This window comes from Maribacter spongiae (assembly GCF_047345125.1).
GTDB lineage: Bacteria > Bacteroidota > Bacteroidia > Flavobacteriales > Flavobacteriaceae > Maribacter.
This window is the reverse complement of record NZ_JBLFEQ010000005.1, coordinates 40159-59280: the sequence shown is the minus strand read 5'-3', so window position 1 is coordinate 59280 and position 19122 is coordinate 40159. Positions and strand designations below refer to the sequence as shown.

General features: G+C 39.9%; 14 protein-coding genes. 9 read left to right on the top strand and 5 right to left on the bottom strand.

All coding sequences use genetic code 11. The features are described 5' to 3' along the window. The first annotated feature begins 27 nt into the window (after positions 1-27). From ACKWB9_RS08390 to lacZ, 6 genes are all read left to right on the top strand, one after another. The gene (locus ACKWB9_RS08390) at positions 28-2085 is read left to right on the top strand and encodes an alpha-L-fucosidase (protein WP_414002566.1); all 2058 of its coding nucleotides are present in this window, start codon (positions 28-30) and stop codon (positions 2083-2085) included. Between the two features lie 60 nt (positions 2086-2145). Further along, positions 2146-3189, top strand: coding sequence for a non-reducing end alpha-L-arabinofuranosidase family hydrolase (locus ACKWB9_RS08385; RefSeq protein WP_414002565.1), 1044 nt, complete (start codon positions 2146-2148; stop codon positions 3187-3189). A gap of 142 nt (positions 3190-3331) precedes the next feature. Then, positions 3332-5458, top strand: coding sequence for an alpha-galactosidase (locus tag ACKWB9_RS08380; RefSeq protein WP_414002564.1), 2127 nt, complete (start codon positions 3332-3334; stop codon positions 5456-5458). A gap of 34 nt (positions 5459-5492) precedes the next feature. Then, positions 5493-7448, top strand: a complete 1956-nt coding sequence (locus ACKWB9_RS08375) for a glycoside hydrolase family 97 protein (protein ID WP_414002563.1) — start codon at positions 5493-5495, stop codon at positions 7446-7448. 304 nt (positions 7449-7752) lie between these two features. After that, complete coding sequence (locus ACKWB9_RS08370; RefSeq protein WP_414002562.1) at positions 7753-7971, top strand: hypothetical protein; 219 nt, start codon at positions 7753-7755, stop codon at positions 7969-7971. 138 nt (positions 7972-8109) lie between these two features. Continuing rightward, the gene (gene lacZ / locus ACKWB9_RS08365; RefSeq protein WP_414002561.1) at positions 8110-11349 is read left to right on the top strand and encodes a beta-galactosidase, LacZ type; all 3240 of its coding nucleotides are present in this window, start codon (positions 8110-8112) and stop codon (positions 11347-11349) included. Positions 11350-11372: 23 nt separating this feature from the next. Here the strand turns inward: lacZ and scpA are convergent, their stop codons facing one another. Together scpA and ACKWB9_RS08355 are read right to left on the bottom strand one after the other, a co-directional pair. Next, positions 11373-13556 carry a methylmalonyl-CoA mutase gene (gene scpA / locus ACKWB9_RS08360; RefSeq protein WP_414002560.1) on the bottom strand — a complete coding sequence of 728 codons (2184 nt, stop codon included), beginning with the start codon at positions 13554-13556 and terminating at the stop codon, positions 11373-11375. Beyond that, positions 13549-14916: a methylmalonyl-CoA mutase subunit beta gene (locus tag ACKWB9_RS08355; RefSeq protein ID WP_414002559.1), complete on the bottom strand. Its 1368-nt coding sequence runs from the start codon at positions 14914-14916 to the stop codon at positions 13549-13551. Before ACKWB9_RS08355 ends, scpA begins: the two co-directional genes overlap by 8 nt. Positions 14917-15408: 492 nt before the next feature. On the opposite strand from ACKWB9_RS08355, the gene ACKWB9_RS08350 reads away from it, so the two are divergent. The 3 genes from ACKWB9_RS08350 (at position 15409) to ACKWB9_RS08340 (ending at position 17055) form a co-directional block, all read left to right on the top strand. Next, positions 15409-15630, top strand: coding sequence for a hypothetical protein (locus ACKWB9_RS08350; protein WP_414002558.1), 222 nt, complete (start codon positions 15409-15411; stop codon positions 15628-15630). A gap of 451 nt (positions 15631-16081) precedes the next feature. Next, complete coding sequence (locus tag ACKWB9_RS08345) at positions 16082-16639, top strand: YeeE/YedE family protein (protein ID WP_414002557.1); 558 nt, start codon at positions 16082-16084, stop codon at positions 16637-16639. 2 nt (positions 16640-16641) lie between these two features. After that, a complete protein-coding gene (locus tag ACKWB9_RS08340; protein ID WP_414002556.1) occupies positions 16642-17055 on the top strand; it encodes a DUF6691 family protein in 414 nt (137 codons plus the stop codon). Positions 17056-17142: 87 nt separating this feature from the next. Here ACKWB9_RS08340 and ACKWB9_RS08335 read toward each other — a convergent pair whose 3' ends face one another. The 3 genes from ACKWB9_RS08335 to tpiA all read right to left on the bottom strand — a co-directional run bounded on the left by ACKWB9_RS08335 (position 17143) and on the right by tpiA (position 19097). Further along, positions 17143-17418, bottom strand: coding sequence for an ATP-dependent Clp protease adaptor ClpS (locus tag ACKWB9_RS08335; RefSeq protein WP_414002555.1), 276 nt, complete (start codon positions 17416-17418; stop codon positions 17143-17145). Between the two features lie 20 nt (positions 17419-17438). After that, a complete protein-coding gene (gene prmA / locus ACKWB9_RS08330) occupies positions 17439-18275 on the bottom strand; it encodes a 50S ribosomal protein L11 methyltransferase (RefSeq protein WP_414002554.1) in 837 nt (278 codons plus the stop codon). Between the two features lie 72 nt (positions 18276-18347). Next, positions 18348-19097 carry a triose-phosphate isomerase gene (tpiA, locus tag ACKWB9_RS08325; protein ID WP_414002553.1) on the bottom strand — a complete coding sequence of 250 codons (750 nt, stop codon included), beginning with the start codon at positions 19095-19097 and terminating at the stop codon, positions 18348-18350. Positions 19098-19122: the final 25 nt, after the last annotated feature.

The window sequence follows — 19122 nt, the reverse complement described above, 5'->3', positions numbered from 1 at the left end:
ATGGAATCAATAATAATAAATAATATCATGAAACATCTTTTATCAGTATTAGTAGTTGTATTGGGGCTGCAACTAGCTCAGGCACAAGACGAAGGTACCCGACAGGTACATTTAGATTTTCACACCTCCGAATATATTACGGAAATAGGGGAAAAGTTTGACAAAAAGCAGTTTCAGGAAGCCTTGAAATTGGGCAAGGTCAATTCCATCAATGTCTTTGCCAAAGGCCATCATGGTTGGAGTTACTATGATACTAAAGCCGGAAACAAACACCCACACCTTTCCTTTGATTTGTTAAAGGCACAAATCGAGGCCTGCCATGAAATCGGGGTACGGGTACAGGCTTATTTTGCCATAGGATGGTCCCAAAACGATTATGCCGAACACCCAGAGTGGGCCGTAATCAATAAGGAAGGAAAGACGTACTGCCAAATCAACACCCCATTGCCCCAGATCAATGCAGGTGACCATAACGAATCTCTGCCCTATACTTTCTGGACCCTGCTTTCCCCAGAAGGAACCTACAAAGATTTGATTTTAAAACAGACCGAAGAATTATTGAAGAACTATGACCTTGACGGATATTGGTTCGACCTCATTCCCATGGATGGTCCTAATTACAGTCCGGCCAGTATCGCCGATATGAAAAAGAATGGTGTGAATCCAGATAATGAAGCAGAAGCTTTGGAGCACCACAAAAAGAAAATGCAGCAATTTTTTGATGAGACCAATACCCTTATTGAGAAACACAAGCCAAATGCTTCTATTTTTTACAATTGGAGTACCTCTTTCCGATTTACTAATGTAATTAACGATACCCTGTACCAATATAATACCAAACAAGATTTGGAAGATTTGCCTACCACATGGGACGGTTATGATGTATTCCCCATGCGGGCCAAATTTTTTAACCCTTTGGACAAACCTGTAGTGGCTATGAGCGGAAAATTCCATACCGCCTGGGGTGAATTCGGAGGTTTTAAAAATAAAGATGCACTTTGGTACGAAGCGGCATCAATGGTTGCTTTTGGAGCAAGGGCAAACTTTGGAGATCAATTGCATCCTTCAGGGGTTATGGAACCCGAAACCTATAAAAACATAGGTTATGCCTTTGATTATGTACAAAAAATTGAGGATTATGGAGTAGAGAGTGAAGATGTAGCGAACCTTGGGGTATTACTTTCCTTTAAGAAACCCAGTGATGAGGGTACAGTTCGAATGTTACTGGAAGAACAGCTCGATTTTGTAATAGTAAACCATATTAAAGATTGGAGCAATCTAGAAACCCTTATTTTGAATGATGGCGTAGCTCTTTCGTCTGAGCAGCAGCAAAAAGTAGATGCCTTTATAGAGCGGGGTGGAAAATTGTTGATTATGGGCGACGGAACTTTGGATCGTGATACGGCGCAGTTCACTGTAGATTTTGGAGCCGATTACGTTGGCCCCGCCAATTACGACATTGATTATACCTTGGTAGGTGATGCCATTGCAAAAAATTTACCAAGATCGCCATATTTGAATTATGTTCCAGCAACTAGAGTTGCCGCAAAAGCAGGGACTAAAGTTTTAGGGCATATTCACGAACCTTACTTTAGTAGAACACTAAAACACTATAGTTCGCACCGGAACACTCCGTACAAAATGGAAAAGGCAACACATCCCAGTGTTATCCAAAAAGGCAACATGGTCTATGTGGCCCATCCGTTGGGAGAACAATATTTTGAAGTAGGTGCTAAGGTACATCGTGATATTTTTAGAAACGCTTTAGATTTGGTGCACACCAAACCAATGGTACGTACAGATTTACCGAGTGCCGGAAGGGTTAACCTATTGCACCAACCTCAAAAAAATCGTTATGTGGCCCATTTGTTATATGCTGTTCCTATTCAAAGGGGTATTGCCCAAATAATTGAAGATATTGTGCCTCTTCATAATATCGATTTAGAAATTAATGTTCCTAAAAAAGTTAAAAAGTGCTATACCGTTCCAAACAAAAAATCGGTCAAATTCCGTCAAAAAGGAAACAAGGTACAAGTAACCGTTCCAAAAATGAAGGGGCATATTGGTGTTGTTTTTGAGTATTAGTTGAGGGGTAATTTATATTGGTAAAACCACGGATACATATAAGTTTTATAAAAAAACATTATGCCGAATAATTTAAAAATCCTATTATATATACTATTCATCGTAGGAATGAATGGTAGTTGTTACGGACAGAGCAAACATCAAATTTCCTGGACGGTAAACAAACCTGTTTTTAAAGCCAGCAGCGAAAATAGCTTTGATGATGTTTCTGTTAAAGATCCAAGCATTGTCCATTATAACAATAAATGGCACTTATTTTATACCGCATTTGGCGGACCAGATGAGCTTCAAATAGGTTACACCAATGCTTCAGAATTGTCTGACCTTAATGAAGGAGAGCGAAATATGTTGGTTTTCTCAAACGTAGAGAATTTGGCTAAAAAGTATGCAGCTCCTCAGGTGTTTTATTTTGAGCCTCAAAAAAAATGGTATCTAGTTTTTCAAGGATATTGGAACAATGTACAACCACTTTATTCAACAACCGATAATATTGAAGATTATACATCATGGACACAACCAAAACCTCTTATTGAAAAATTCGAAGAAAACGATTGGGTAGATTTTTATGTGGTTTGTGATAAAAACTATGCTTACCTGACCTATTCTCGTAATTACAAATCAGTATATGCTGTTCGCACCAAAATTGAAGATTTTCCGATCGGATTCGATTTAAATAATCCCATTGCGCTTGTTGAGAGTCCAAATATTGAATTTGGAGAAGCAGCTCATATTTATAAAGCCAAAGGAATGAATGAGTATCATATGATTTATGAAACTTCCAATATGAAAAAAAGTAGAATACGTTCCTATTCTCTTTATCACTCTAAAGATATTGCAGGTCCATGGCAAGTAAAATATGCTGACTATGCTTCTAAACCACTTCTTGTGATCAATAAAGAAAACAAAGGTTGGCCAGAAGAGGTGTCTCATGGCGAGATGATACGAACTAACTATAATCAAGAAATAGAATATGATCCAATTAATGTTAAGTTTTTAATGCAAGGGATTATTGCAAATGAAAGAGGTGAAAACTATACTCCAGATAAGTATTGGAGCCTTCCGTGGAAATTTGGAATACTTGAAACCGAACTAAAGCATAACTAGGAGAGAGCAAAATAGTAATGTGTCCGTGTGTCTGTGGAATAAGAGATTATGGCAGATTAATTGCATTTGTTCAAAATGTTCTAAACAATTTGAACAAATGCAATTGTATTTGAATATTGATTAAACATATAAACAAAATCTGATGGTACAAAAACAACAGTTGTTGAACGGAATTTCTACAGCAAACACCTTAAAAATACGGGGATGGTCAACGGTTTTGGTTCTATTCGTGACAATCTTGTCATTTAGTTGTAAAACCGAAAAACCTATTTTTGAAATAGGCAACAAATATGTTTCAAGAACGCTGGTAATTGAGAATCAGCAGCTTCGGACCCTAGAGGTCAATAACAAAATAGCTGGAAAAAAAATAGCCGTTTCGGCCAGTGGGGAATTCAGTCTCCGCATCTCTGAAGGAACCCATGTCGAAGGAACCGATGTAATATTAAATTCAAATGACTTTGTTTTTGTGCGCACTTTAGAAGAGAGCCCTTCAAAACTTTCCTTTTTACTGGAGAACAGTGTACACCAATTGGAAGTAGAAGTACATTATGAATTGCAAGAGACTGATTTTTATTCGAGGAAATACCTAAAAATACGTTCCGAAAAACCGATTACTTTAGAGCGCATAGATGTCGATCAAATCGCCATCCCAGGTATTGAACAAGCCTATAAAATCAAGAAAATCACTGCGCAAGCAGATGCACAATGGAAACCTGGTCTGGGGCAACCCCTATTCAGTAAGTCATCTGCCACCTTTTGGGGTACTGAATTTCCCGCGTCCTATAACTTTGTAAAAGATGGTCAGGGCTATTGTGGTTACCAATGGGGAAAACAGATTGCGGCCAACGAAACCTACACTAGTTATAAGGCCGTTATGGGTACAGCAGATTCTGGGGAGTTTATACAAGATGCTTTCTTCGATTATATAGATATTATTAGGGTAAGACCACTTCGTTTGCAAGTACAGTACAACAGTTGGTTCGATTTTTGGGATAAGGTCGATAAGGAGAAGTTTGGTAAAAGTGTTGCCAAAATCCATCAGAAATTGGTCACGGAACGAGGTGTGCCTCCATTAAAGGCTTATGTAATTGACGATGGTTGGCAAGATGTGAAGGCCGATTGGTCGGACAAAACCTGGAAGGTCAATAAAAAATTCGATACCGATTTTGCTACCAGTGTCAACAATGTGCAAAATGCCAATTCAAATTTGGGGTTATGGATGAGTCCTGGTTGCCTTTTTGGAGCTGAACCTGCTGCAAAAAGATATAAGGAACAAGGTTTTGAGGTTTTAGGAAAGTGGATGTCAATGGCAGGCCCCAAATACATGCAGTTGCTTGAGGACCGGATTTTAGAATTGACCAATACAGGTGTAACTTACTTTAAATTAGATGGTATTTTTGGTCATTTATATACACGCGAATTTGAACTTAATGGTAGTGATTACGGGGTACCCAGCATGCCACAATTAGATACCAAAAATCTAATGCCCTCAGATTCTCTCTTAAACGACCCGAAATATGATGAACTCAAAACTTACTATTTGGTAGCAGGCACCGAACGCCTCATGAAATTGTTCAAAAAACAACACGAAATCAATCCTGATGTTTACGTCGTTATTTCAAACGGAGCCTATTTAAGTCCATGGTGGTTAATGTATATTGACGCTGTTTGGATGATTAATGCAGGTGATGCTGCCGATGGAAGTAATCGTACCCAAGAAATGGTCTATCGTGATGGTGTTTATTACGATACTTGGCAAAAAGAACACACCCAATTTCCAATACACTCTGTCTTTAACCATGAACCAAAAAAGACCAAAACAGGAGAAAGTCAAGAGGTTTTTGAACAGTATTTGCTCATGAACCTGTCTCGAGGTACGGGATTTGTCGAACTGTATATCAAGACCGAAGAACTTTCACAAGAAGATTGGGATACCTTGGCAAAAGGACTACAATGGGCGCATGATGCTTTTCCTTATTTTAAAAGGGCAAGAATGCATGGGGGCGATCCAAAAAAAGGTGAAGTATATGGATATTCGGCCTGGAACACTAACGGGGGATATCTGTCGTTTCACAATCCATCAAAAGAACAAAAAACCTATACCATTTCATTGAAAAGGCAATTGGGTCTTGTTTTGGGTAAAAAAAATTATAGCGTATCTTCTCCCCTTGACAATGCGAGTTCTTTTTCTAAAACTACACTTAACTATGGAGATGATTTGCAACTTGTTCTTGAGCCGGGCGAAGTAAAATTACTGGATTTTAAATAGCCCTAAACATTACCTAAGACTAAATATTATGAAGATGTCAACTAAGTTTTTACTATTTATAATTTGCCTTTTTGGTATTATAGAATCCAAAGGCCAAGACCACCAAATCACTTCACCAGAGGGCAATATAAAACTTAAGGTAAAATTTACGGATAAAATCTATTATGCCGTGGATTATGGAAATCAGGAGGTGGTATGGTATTCCCCCATTTCCATGACCTTGGGCAATGGTACAGTATTGGGCCATCGCCCCAAAATGGTCAATAGTGCCACACAATCCGTTTCAAACACCATTGAAACCGTATGGGGAATCCGTAAAAATATTAAGGAAGCGTACAATGAATTGAAGTTGGATTTTGAAGGGAATTACAGTTTGGTTTTCAGGGCCTATGATGATGGGGTTGCCTATCGGTTCATCACTCGGTTCAAAAAGGGCATTACCATCAAAGATGAAGAGGTAGGTTATCGATTCAGAAAGAACCATAAATTATACGCCCATGTCGTGGGTGATTTCCAGACCTCTTTTGAAAAGCCTTATACAAGAACCCTTTTGAATGATTTAAAGGAAAAGGATTATGTTTCACTTCCCCTCGTTGTTGATGAAGGCAATCTCAAGGTTTCCCTGATAGAGTCCGATGTACACGACTATCCGGGGCTATACTTAAAGCGTGAAGATGGCCATGATCGCTCATACTTGGTGGGTTTATTTCCTCAATACCCCTTATCTTTTGAAGATGGTAATTGGGGATTATTTGGCAAAAGGGTAGTAGAGAGAGCAAAATATATAGCCAAGACCCGGGGTACACGTGCTTTTCCATGGAGGGCCATGGTTATTGGTGAAGACGACGTAGACTTAGCCGATTCCGATATGGTCTATAAATTGGCACGCCCATCAAAAATTAACACGGACTGGATCAAGCCTGGAAAAGTGGCTTGGGACTGGTGGAACGATTGGAATCTGGAGGGAGTTGATTTTGAGACCGGGGTAAACAATCGCACTTACGAATATTACATTGATTTTGCTGCCAAAAACAATATTGAATACGTCATCTTGGACGAGGGTTGGTCTGATCAGTTTGATTTGTTGTTGCCCGTTCCCAATATCGATGTCCCTCATTTGGTAAAATATGGTGAAGAACGAGGGGTGAAAATTATTCTTTGGTGTATCTGGAAGGTTTTGGACCGACAGATGACCGATGCCTTGGATCAATTTAAAGAATGGGGCGTTGCTGGCACCAAGGTCGATTTTATAGATAGGGACGACCAATTGGCAATTAATTTTTATGAGCGGATTGCCGCCGAATCTGCCAAACGGCAATTATTGGTGGATTATCATGGGGCAAGCAAACCTACGGGACTTCATAGAACGTATCCCAATGTCATTAATTTTGAAGGGGTAAAGGGCAACGAATACAACAAATTCGCTAAGGACATTACCCCTTCCCACAATGTGGATATCGTATTTACCCGTATGTTGGCCGGCCCGATCGATTATACGCCCGGAGCCATGAACAACAGTACCAAGGGCAACTTTTACATAAACAGGTCCAACCCTATGAGTCAGGGTACCCGTATGCACCAGATAGGGATGTATGTGGTGTATTATGCGCCTTTGCAAATGTTGTGCGACTCTCCTACCCAGTATGAAAAATATCCTGATTTGCTCCAATTCCTATCTGAAGTCCCTGTTTCCTGGGACGATACCAAGGCCCTATCAGGAAAGATCGGTGAATATGTGGTCATTGCCCGTAAAAAAGGAAACGATTGGTACATTGGCGGGCTCAACAATTGGACCGAAAGGGAAATCGATATCGACCTGTCCTTTTTGGATTCGGGAAACTATGAAGCTACCTTATTATTAGACGGTATCAATGCCAATAGGATAGCTGGGGATTATAAAGTGGAAAAGAAGAACCTCACCAAATCAAATTCCATGAAAGTAACCATGAAGCAAGGTGGAGGTTTTGCCGTGGTGTTAAAAAAGAAATAGGACCAACACTACCTTCTGTAATTCAATATGGTTAGAGCATCAACAGGAAATGAAAAAGGGAATTTTCAATTACAATAAAAAAGTTAAATGGGTTTATATGACTCAATAACAAAGCAATAGAATGAGGAAAAAACCCTCCTCAAGTTACCATCCGGGTAAGTTCAGGCCAGATGACAAAGGGGTTCACATCAACGCCCATGGCGGGTTCTCCTATGCTTAAACGTACGTACAACTTGGGGAACGAGACATTAAGAGGTTTTTTGTCTATTCGATAAAGCTTTGTGATAAAAGGGCAAAGGACAAAATGGTGTTATTCAACATTACGGTACGGGAAAACCGAACCACTTTCTCCACTACCGATGCAAAACTGGTCAAGAAAACCATAGACGGTTATAATGTTGTAGCCAAGAAAGAGAATGTTGGCCAATACTTATCATTTAGAACTTCCTTATCCGTATCGCTGCTACCTACCTGCCGGAAGGCAGGTGCATTTCAAAAAGTACCTCGTCTGGATAAATTTTAACTCATTTTCAGTTAAATATTAAAAGTCAAGATGAGTTCATATAAAAAATACCACTAAATAGTCCATTTTATACACACTTTAGAAAGGTAAATATTTGTACTTTTCATACCTGATCGGCTTATCAAATACATTTCTGAAATGAAGAAGAATACCACCTTTATCTTTTTACTCTTTTTTTTCCTACTCACAGGAATAGGACTAAACGCCCAAAAACCGAACGATTGGGAAAATCCTTTGGTAATTGGTGTTAATAAGTTGCCCGCCAGAGCTACTTCTATCTCCTACCCTAACGAAACAATGGCCATAAAAGGCCTGCGAAAGGAAAGTTCCAGATATAAAAGCCTTAATGGCAACTGGAAATTTAGTTTTGCCCCGGTACGGGAAAAAAGTATAGAGGGTTTTGAAAGACCAAATTTTGATGTTTCCGATTGGAACGAAATTCCTGTACCCGCAAATTGGGAACTCCATGGTTATGGGCAAGCTATCTATACCAATGTCACCTACCCTTTTGAGCCTGTTGACCCTCCGTATATCCCAAAGGATGATAGCCCCGTAGGTTCTTATAGAACCACATTTACAATACCCAATGGGTGGTCCGATAAAAAAGTAATCATCCATTTTGGCGGTGTAACCTCGGCATTTTATTTATGGATCAATGGAGAAAAAGTTGGTTATAGCCAAGGCAGTCGGCTTCCGGCGGAGTTTGACATCACCCCGTACCTTAAGAAAGGTAAAAATGTATTGGCCGCCAAGGTATTTAGATGGAGCGATGGTTCTTATTTAGAAGATCAGGACCATTGGCGACTGAGCGGAATCCATAGAGATGTGTATCTGGAAGCGGTACCTAGGACATTTATCTATGATTTTAATATTAGGACCGATTTAGATGAAAATTATAAAGATGCTGTTCTTTCCATTCGCCCCAAAATTAACACCAAGGATAAAAAAACTATTGAAAACTGGATAATCGAAGCCCAGCTCTATGACGCTTCCAACAATCCGGTCTTACAGAAAAAAATGTCCCGAAACGTTGGCGAACTGACCAATGAATGGTATCCTCAAAGGGGCAATGTAAAGTTCGGCTGGTTAGAAACACAACTAGAAAACCCCTTAAAATGGTCCGCGGAATTTCCCAACCTGTACACTTTAGTATTATCGTTAAAGGATAACCAAGGGAGTATCGTTGAGACCAGAAGTACCAAAATCGGTTTTAGGGAAACCGAGTTGCGCGATGGTGAATTTTTCGTTAACGGTAAGCCCGTTCTGTTATATGGAGTCAATCGGCACGACCATAGCCAACACACAGGCAAGGTAGTCTCCCGGGAAATCATGGAAAAAGACGCTCTATTGATGAAACAGTTCAACTTTAATGCGGTGCGGACCTCCCACTATCCCAATAATCCTTATTGGTTGGAACTATGCGATAAATATGGGCTATATGTTATTGACGAAGCTAACTTGGAAACCCATGGCATTACGGGAAAACTGGCCAATGATCCGTTATGGGCCTATTCTTTTGTGGAACGTGCCGTTCGTATGGTAGAACGCGATAAAAACCATCCATCCATTGTCTTTTGGTCTTTGGGCAATGAAAGTGGAATGGGACCCAACCATGCGGCAATGAGCGGATGGGTACAAGATTACGACCCAACACGGATCGTACATTATGAGGGAGCTCAAAATGACGATTGGGACAACGCTGGAAAAGATCCGGAATATGTTGGTATCAAAAGTCGTATGTACAGCGGGCTTGACCATATGCTGGAACTCGCCAATGACCCGGAAGATATACGCCCGGTAATCTATTGCGAATATGCCCATGCCATGGGCAATTCATTAGGGGATTTCCAGTCTTTTTGGAAGGCCATTAAAGCCCATAAGCGTTTTATAGGTGCCTTTATATGGGATTGGACCGATGGTGCTATACTGACCAAAAATAAAGATGGAAAGGAATATTGGGCCTACGGTGGTGATTTTGGAGAAAAAATACATAGTGGAAACTTCAACAACAACGGGGTTATCTCACCTGACCAAACGCCTAAACCTGCTACATGGGAGGCAAAAAAAGTACATCAACCTATAGAAATAACTTCTGTAAACTTAAAAGAAGGCATTTTTAATATCCTTAACAGACATCATTTTGCCCATATGGACCGTTACCAGCTGGATTGGAAACTGGAAGAAGATGGAAAGGTAATCCAAAAAGGTACCGCACCTACCCCAGAACTCGGGCCATTGGAAAAAAGCACATTACAAATAGCTTACAAAAAACCTAAAATAAAGCCTGGTGCCAAATACTACATCACCATTAGCCTAAAACTCAATAAAGATTTCTCCTGGGCCAAAGCAGGCCATGAAACTTCTTGGGAACAATTTGAACTTCCTTATTATCGGAAAGCGGAAAGCAAAAATTGGGATAACATCAAAGCTGTTGCAATTAAACAGACCGATGAAAATATCGAAATAACCACCAAAAAAATTGTTGTCGGTTTTAATAAGAACAACGGTTACCTCTCCTCCCTGAAAATGTCCAACAAAGAAATGTTAAAAAGTCCTTTAGCACCAAATTTTTGGAGACCTCCCACAGATAATGATTTTGGCTCTAAAATGCCAAAAAGACAAGAATACTGGAAAAATATAACGAAAAACATGGTCTTAAAAAGTTTGAACATTAACCAAGAACAAACTAAAAGTGTAATCGTTAAGGCCGTGTACCAACTTCCTCCAAAACAGGGGGATAATACAGATAAAGGGGGTACCCTTAAATTGACCTATACGATATACGGTAATGGCGAAATTGAGGTGAGCAATGATCTTTCCCCTTCCAAGGCACTGCCCGATCTACCACGTTTTGGTATGCAAGTACAGTTAAATGATACTTATGACACCATGGAGTGGTTAGGAAGGGGGCCTCACGAAAATTATTCGGACCGACTTACCAGTGCCGCACACGGCCGATACATAAAATCCGTAAAACAGGATTTCTTCCAATACGTAAGACCACAGGAAAGCAACAATTATGTAGAGGTACGATGGGCTTCCTTGACGGATACCGATGGAAAAGGAATGGAAATTCTGGGAACGGAACCATTTAATGTAAGTGCATGGCCTTATAGTATGAAAGACCTATCTGATCGTAGAGGTCATATTGCCGATTTACCGAACAGAAACTTCATTACCCTGAATATAGATCATATGCAAATGGGTGTTGGAGGTGATGATAGTTGGTCCATGATGGCCATTCCCCATAAGGCCTTTAGGCTACCATCACAGAACTACCGGTATAGTTTTATAATAAGGCCTATTTCTAAAAAGCCAAAGAACATAGACCATTCCCTACCTCCAAAGGAGACACTGCCCAAGCTTATAAAAGATTAAAGCGTATAATTTTGTTACTAAAATCAATCCTTTAACATTTCTAAAATCTCAATGGCAGCATCGGTTATCTTGGTTCCCGGGCCATAAACTCCTGCTGCTCCCGCTTTATATAGATAGTCATAATCCTGTTTGGGTATTACGCCACCTACTATGACCATAATATCCTCACGACCATATTTTTTGAGTGCTGCTATAACACCGGGCACCAATGTTTTATGACCTGCCGCCAATGATGACACCCCCAGAATATGGACATCATTTTCAACAGCCTGTTTAGCGGCCTCTTCCGGGGTCTGAAACAACGGGCCAATATCCACGTCAAAACCAATATCAGCGTAGCCAGTAGCTATAATCTTTGCTCCCCGATCATGCCCGTCTTGTCCCATTTTAGTAATCATAATGCGGGGTCTCCGACCTTCCTGTTCGGCAATTTCATCTGATAGTTTCATTGCTTTTTTTAAAGATGGGTCTTTTTTCATTTCTTTCGCATATACTCCGATAAATGATTTGATTTCGGCCTTGTGCCTTCCAAAGGCCTGTTCAAGGGCATCGCTTATTTCACCAAGGGTTGCCCTTGCCCTGGCAGCTTTAACACTTAGATCAAGCAAGTTGTTTCCTTTGCCCTCAAGCTTTTCTTTGGCCGCTTTGGCAAGTTGCTCCAAACATAAAGTTACCGCTTTTTCATCTCTTTCCATTTTAAGTTTCACAAGTCGGTCTACCTGTTGTCTCCGCACCTCATCATTATCCACTTCTAAAACTTGTAGGTCCTCTTCCTCTTCCAATCGATATTTATTTATCCCGACAATCACCTCTTCTCCGCTATCGATACGTGCCTGTTTTTTTACCGCAGCTTCTTCAATTCGCATTTTGGGAACGCCCGCTTCGATCGCTTTCGTCATCCCGCCCAGTTCTTCTATTTCCTGCAATAATACCCATGCCTTTTTAACCAACCCATCGGTCAAATATTCCACGTAGTAACTGCCTGCCCAAGGATCTACCGTTTTGGTAATCTTTGTTTCTTCCTGTAAGAAAATTTGTGTCTCACGGGCTATCCGGGCGGAAAAATCCGTGGGTAAGGCAATAGCTTCGTCCAAAGCGTTGGTATGCAAACTTTGTGTTCCTCCAAAAACGGCCGCGGATGCTTCAATGGCAGTACGGGCAACATTATTAAAGGGGTCTTGTTCCGTGAGGCTCCATCCACTGGTTTGGCAATGGGTACGTAACGCCAAGGATTTCATATTCTTCGGATCGAATTGTTTTACCAATTTTGCCCATAACATCCGTGCCGCCCTCATTTTGGCTATTTCCATAAAATGATTCATGCCAATACCCCAAAAGAAAGATAGCCGTGGTGCAAAATTATCGATTTCCAGACCAGCCTTAAGGCCCGTTTTAATATATTCCAGACCATCGGCCAAAGTATAGGCCAGTTCAATATCCGCAGTGGCACCAGCTTCGTGCATGTGGTAGCCAGAGATACTTATACTGTTGAACTTGGGCATAAACCTACTGGTATAATCAAAGATATCCGCTACTATTTGCATGGAAGGTTCGGGTGGGTAGATATAGGTATTTCTCACCATAAACTCTTTTAAAATATCATTCTGTATGGTACCTGTCAATTGATCCAATGGAACGCCTTGTTCTTCAGCGGCAACAATATAAAAAGCCATAATGGGCAACACGGCACCGTTCATGGTCATGGAAACCGACATCTTATCCAACGGAATACCATCAAATAAGATTTTCATATCCTCAACAGTGTCAATGGCTACGCCCGCCTTGCCTACATCACCTATAACTCGCTCATGATCGCTATCATAACCTCTATGTGTAGGCAGATCAAAAGCAACGGACAGCCCTTTTTGTCCGGCTTTTAAATTTCTTCTATAAAAGGCATTGCTTTCCTCGGCCGTTGAAAAACCGGCATACTGCCTAATGGTCCAGGGTCGCCGTACATACATTGTAGCATATGGACCCCGCAAGTATGGCGGAATCCCGGCAGCAAAATTCAAATGCTCCATATCCGCAATATCACTACCGGCATATGAAGGCTTTATCCTGATTTTTTCAGCGGTTTCAAAGCATTCTTTAACCCCTTCTAAATCTTGAGCCCCAAATCCTGAACTTTGAACCTTGAATCTTGAGCCCTCTACTTTTAACTTGCTATCTTCCAGCTCTATATGTTGCAGGTTTTTTCTACTCATCCTTTAAACGCATCTGTTCTATTTCCTCCGCCAATCGTCTCTCTATGACAGGTGTCAGTAATGTTTTACGGGCATTCTTTTTTACAAAAGGGTACAGTTCAATGATATCCTTCATTTTGTCCGATTCATTTTGATATTTGTTCGTCCCCACCAGAACTTCCTGACCCATATTGAATTTATTTTGTTCCTTTAAAGCACTTTCCTTTATTTTTCTTTGGATCACATGATTTTTTAATTGTTTCAAAAAACCCCCGCCCGCTTCTATCGTTTTAAATAATTCAAGTGCTTTTTGGGCCAATTGTTGTGTCAATGCTTCAATGTAATAGGCCCCATCGGCTGCATTATTCACTTTATCAAAATAGCTTTCGTTCTTTAAAAGCAATAATTGGTTCAAGGATATGCGTTCCCCAAATGCATTGTCTTTATGATAAACAGCATCATAAGGCATGTTGCAGACCATATTGCTACCGCCTAAAATTGCGGACATACATTCCGTTGTTGTCCGTAGCATATTCATGTTGTGATCGTAAAGCGTTTTGTTCCTTTTGGTAGGTACCGCTATGATATGACAATCTTTGGAAACACCGTATTCGGTCGCCAGAATCTCCCATAGTGAACGTAATGCCCTGAGCTTTGCAATTTCAAAAAAATAATTGGTGCCGATCGCGACCTTAAATTGTATAATCCCAATTTTCCCTTTATGGGCAAAAGCATTTAAATACTCATTGGCATGGGCCAACGCATAAGCCAACTGCTGAACGATATTGGCACCGGAGTTTTGGTAGAGGGTGGCATTGACACACAATACGTTTTCATGCCCATAATCTAATAATCCATCCAAAATCCCAAAGTCTTTATCCCGGTTAAAAAACCAGTTTCCCGTTCGGGCCAAATGACCGATAACATCAATATTCAGATAACCGTTCTTTTTGCCCCCCCCCATATGATCGATTATGGACTTGGTATATTCCGATGATAAAAATTGAAGTTCCAGATAAACCGGGATCTTATCAATATTGATTCCATCCAATATCCCGCAAATTTTCACGGCCTTCGATGGAATGCTAAACTGAAGGCTTTCAACTCCTCTTTGCAGAACACTTTTGGCCTTCTTATTTGCCGCATCCGCATTCCCAGCATAGATATGTTGACCAATGGACCAACCTGAAGTATTCTTATTGTTGGTCCTTGTACCAATGGCATCATCAGAATGATAAAAAGGTTTTACTTTAATCCCTTCCGGGGATTCCCATACCAAAATTTCGTTATAATCCGCCCCTTTTAGCTCAAACTGAATTTTCTGTTTCCATTCCTTTGCGGAAACAGGGTTAAAATCACTGAACAAGTTGACATTACTCATAATCACATATATGTCTATAGGTTAAAAAGTTTATCGGTTTATGAGTCGACCCATAAACTAGCTCTTAAGGTCTCATAATTTTTTCAATACATAGTACCAATATTATTGAACTCGTTCAAAACTTCTTATCAAAAGGATATTTTCATTCTTTTTCCCTGTAATACAACTATCGTTCAATAATTTAAAAATGTACAACTTATAACAAATTACGGTAAAATATTAGAGGTCTTATTAGGATTGGATGTGAAATCCGATTATTTGAAACATATAGGCATGCTTGGATTCATGTTCGATACATTTAATTTTCATAACAATTTCTTAATAACAAAGAATATTCGCTACGAAAATCAAAATTGTTTTCCTTTTGATCCTTAATATTTTGTATTAGTTAAATTATTCACAAATTTGTTATTCAAATAATGTCATAAGGAGTAACAATCGACAAAGAATTGCATAATTTGATTTTTATGCTAACTTTGACAAAAAATTACGATGGAATTACTCGAAAAAGCCGAAGAGTTTGAGAATAGAAAAATGAGCAATATGTCTACCAGTGACAGGGTTGAGGCTTCAAGAGAGGCTAAGGATTTAATATTGCGTATAAACGAAATTTACAAAGAGACCAAGGATTCCAATTTAATGGACGTAATGAAGCGGCTTACGGTCAAGAAAAAGAAAATTGAAAAACGCTTGGGTGGTGTACCTCAGGTCTAGCGGACATTCCATAATTTTTGGACATCTTCCGACACCAATACAATAGTCTATAATATATAACCCCTTATCGATAAGGGGTTTTTTCTTTTTATCCCATTAAAAATACTTTTTATCGAAATATAAAAAGAACGGTGTCTCTTTACCCCCAAAACTATACCTTGGGCTATTATTTTCCTTAAATTTTGGTTTTCGACGGATCTTTAACTTTCCAAATTTTAGAAAAGTGAAGACCATTTCAATTCTTACCGAAAACCTACAAAGATGGCTGATTCAATTTTTTAGTTTCTTTTACCATCATTTTCTGGCCTTTTTTATCTTCTTTTGCTTTGCCATGGCTTTTATCATTATGTATTTATATGTGCTTTAAATTCTTCTTTTAATTCAAGGGCGTAACATTTGGCGTTTTAAAAAACTTTAAGGAACTTGGTGTTTATTTACAAATCGTTCCTCCATGGATTTTATTTTAAAGCCTTGGCCCTGGTATATTTCCGGACCATTAATTTCCGCTGTTCTTTTGAGTTTAGTCTACTTTGGAAAAACTTTTGGAATGTCTTCCAACCTCAGGACTTTTTGTACTATTTCCGGAGCAGGAAAATATGCGGATTTTTTCAAATTTGACTGGCGGTCACAAAAATGGAACCTGACCCTTGTTTTGGGAGCGATTATTGGAGGCTTTATTGGTGTTCATTTGATATCCGACGGGTCGATCATCGATTTAAATCCAGAAACCATAGCGGATCTGGAAAAATTAAATTTTAAGAATGCGGGACAAACCCTTTTACCGGAAGAAATTTACGCTTGGGACTCTGTTTTAAGTCTCAGAGGGATATTTATACTCATTATTGCCGGGTTTCTGGTAGGTTTTGGAACACGTTACGCCGGTGGGTGCACTTCTGGACATGCTATTACGGGTCTAAGTAATTTACAGTTACCGTCCTTGATCGCCGTTATCGGTTTTTTTGCCGGCGGACTCATTATGACCCATTTTATTCTACCCTTATTATTTTAATTATGAAGTTTTTAAAATTCTTATTCGTTGGGGTTTTCTTTGGAATAATCTTAATCAAGTCCGAAGTGGTATCCTGGTACCGTATTTATGAAATGTTCAAATTTCAATCGTTTCACATGTACGGAATAATTGGTTCAGCGATTCTTTTTGGGGCATCAGGTCTTTTTTTAATGAAAAAGTTCCGTGTTAAAAGCACGGAAGGAAAACCGATACAGTTACCTCCAAAAGATAAAAGTATAACCCGATACCTTCTGGGAGGAACCATTTTTGGGTTGGGCTGGGCCTTGGCGGGAGCATGCCCGGGGCCGATGTATGTTCTTTTGGGTGCCGGTATTTATTCTATGCTCATCGTCATTTTAGCCGCTGTTCTCGGAACCTTTGTTTATGGAGTTTTGAAGAGCAAATTACCACATTGACCATTCATTAGGTTTTTACCGGACCTATTAAAAAAAGGAGGAATTAGCGGAAAACGAACGCAAGAAAGAATCTTTATAGGTAGAAGTTTACACAATCTCTGCGCTCAGACCAGCTTGCAACAGTTTTGAACAACGAGGTTTTAAGTCATCATATTCTCCCGTTTTAACGGTACACCTGCCTTTATAATGAACAATAAGGGAACATTGTTCGGCTTGTTCAGGACTATGTTCACAAACGGAAATCAATGTTTCTATAACATGATCAAACGTATTGACCTCATCATTAAAAAGAACTATTTCATTTTGCCGAACCGTATCCTCATCTAAAAGCAACTGTTCGGAAATTTCTTCTTTAGTACTCATCACAATTCCTTTGATGCTCCCTAAAATACATATTTTGCCGCAACCCAATTATTTTTTTCCAGATTTTTTTCAAATTGCAACTCCAACTCCGTACACCTGTCCGTAATCAATTTTAAATCTTCCTTATAAAATCCGCTTAATAAAAGTGTGCCGCCGGGGTTCAAGCATCGGACATAAGAAGGGATGTCCATTAAAAGAATATTCCTGTTGATATTAGCTATAATGATGTCAAACTTTTGCTTATTTAAAAGACTAACATCCCCTTCTTGCACATGAATATGATCCAAACCGTTACGGCTTACATTTTCAATGGCATTTTGATAGCTCCAATGGTCTATATCTATGGCCTCTATGCCCGATGCGCCCTTCATTCCCGCAAGAATGGCCAAAACTCCCGTACCGCACCCCATATCCAAGACGGACTTGCCCTTTACGTCCAGATCAAGTATGTGCTGAAGCATCATGTGCGTGGTCTCATGATGTCCGGTACCAAAGCTCATTTTAGGCTCTATAACAATATCATAAACAACTTCTTTTTTTTTGTGAAAGGGAGCCCGTACCTCACATATCCCATCCACTATTATGGGTTGAAAGTTCTGTTCCCAGGTAGCGTTCCAATTTTCTTGGGCTATTTCTTCCAAGGTATATTTAATCTCAAACCTTGGATTGCCCAAAATATTAATTCCCTCCAAAATATCGCGGGACCAATCCTGTTTTTGAATATAGGCGGTAATGCCTTCCTTTTCTTCGACAAAACTTTCAAAACCTGCCTCTCCCAACTCCGCCACAAGAATATCCGCGGCCGGTTGCAATGGCTCTACTACAAAATTATATGCTATGTATATGTTACTGGACATGAACAAATTTCCATAATACTATCGACTCCCGTTTGAGCTATCTTTAAACGTGACCATAAGGCAGGAATGGCCCTATATAGCATTTATGATAGCAATAAAATCATCAGCTACTAAAGAGGCACCGCCTATAAGCCCCCCGTCCACATCGGGTTTTGAAAATATTTCGGACGCATTGCCCGGTTTTACACTACCTCCATATAAAATGGAAACATTATCGGCTATAGAACCGCCATAGGTATCGGTTATGGTCTTACGGATAAAGGCATGCATTTCCTGTGCTTGTTCCGGTGAAGCCGTCTCTCCCGTTCCTATGGCCCAAACAGGTTCATAGGCCAATATTATTTTAGACCAGGCTCCCGCATCCAAAGAAAACAATGCATTTTTTAACTGACGTTCAACAACGGCAAAATGATTATCGGATTTACGATCCTCCAATTCTTCTCCAAAACAGAACATTACCCGAAGGCCTCTTGCCAGTGCGGCAGTAACTTTTTTGGCCAATATTTCATCCGTTTCCCCAAAATAGGCACGCCTTTCCGAGTGTCCTATGATTACGGTGTCTATCCCTATGCTCTGTAACATACTGCCTGAAATTTCACCGGTATAAGCACCGTTCTCCGCAAAATGCATGTTTTGGGCAATAACTTCTATCTTGGAAGATTCCAAATCCCGAACGGCTCCGGGAAGGTTAACAAAAGTTGGGGCTACCATGACTTCGGCCCCCGTATCCGGAAGTTTCGCCGATAACGTGGCCAATAAAGCCGCTGTTTCCTCTAAATTCTTGTTCATTTTCCAATTACCGGCTACTATTTTGTTTCTCATTTTCCTTAATTGTGTTTTATTTAAA

Coding starts and splice junctions, on each gene's coding strand:
- tpiA (WP_414002553.1), bottom strand. CDS start 19,097: ATGAGAAACAAAATAGTAGCCGGTAATTGGAAAATGAACAAGAATTTA.
- ACKWB9_RS08375 (WP_414002563.1), top strand. CDS start 5,493: ATGTCAACTAAGTTTTTACTATTTATAATTTGCCTTTTTGGTATTATA.
- ACKWB9_RS08390 (WP_414002566.1), top strand. CDS start 28: ATGAAACATCTTTTATCAGTATTAGTAGTTGTATTGGGGCTGCAACTA.
- ACKWB9_RS08385 (WP_414002565.1), top strand. CDS start 2,146: ATGCCGAATAATTTAAAAATCCTATTATATATACTATTCATCGTAGGA.
- ACKWB9_RS08345 (WP_414002557.1), top strand. CDS start 16,082: ATGGATTTTATTTTAAAGCCTTGGCCCTGGTATATTTCCGGACCATTA.
- prmA (WP_414002554.1), bottom strand. CDS start 18,275: ATGTCCAGTAACATATACATAGCATATAATTTTGTAGTAGAGCCATTG.
- ACKWB9_RS08350 (WP_414002558.1), top strand. CDS start 15,409: ATGGAATTACTCGAAAAAGCCGAAGAGTTTGAGAATAGAAAAATGAGC.
- ACKWB9_RS08335 (WP_414002555.1), bottom strand. CDS start 17,418: ATGAGTACTAAAGAAGAAATTTCCGAACAGTTGCTTTTAGATGAGGAT.
- ACKWB9_RS08370 (WP_414002562.1), top strand. CDS start 7,753: ATGGTGTTATTCAACATTACGGTACGGGAAAACCGAACCACTTTCTCC.
- ACKWB9_RS08340 (WP_414002556.1), top strand. CDS start 16,642: ATGAAGTTTTTAAAATTCTTATTCGTTGGGGTTTTCTTTGGAATAATC.
- ACKWB9_RS08355 (WP_414002559.1), bottom strand. CDS start 14,916: ATGAGTAATGTCAACTTGTTCAGTGATTTTAACCCTGTTTCCGCAAAG.
- ACKWB9_RS08380 (WP_414002564.1), top strand. CDS start 3,332: ATGGTACAAAAACAACAGTTGTTGAACGGAATTTCTACAGCAAACACC.
- lacZ (WP_414002561.1), top strand. CDS start 8,110: ATGAAGAAGAATACCACCTTTATCTTTTTACTCTTTTTTTTCCTACTC.
- scpA (WP_414002560.1), bottom strand. CDS start 13,556: ATGAGTAGAAAAAACCTGCAACATATAGAGCTGGAAGATAGCAAGTTA.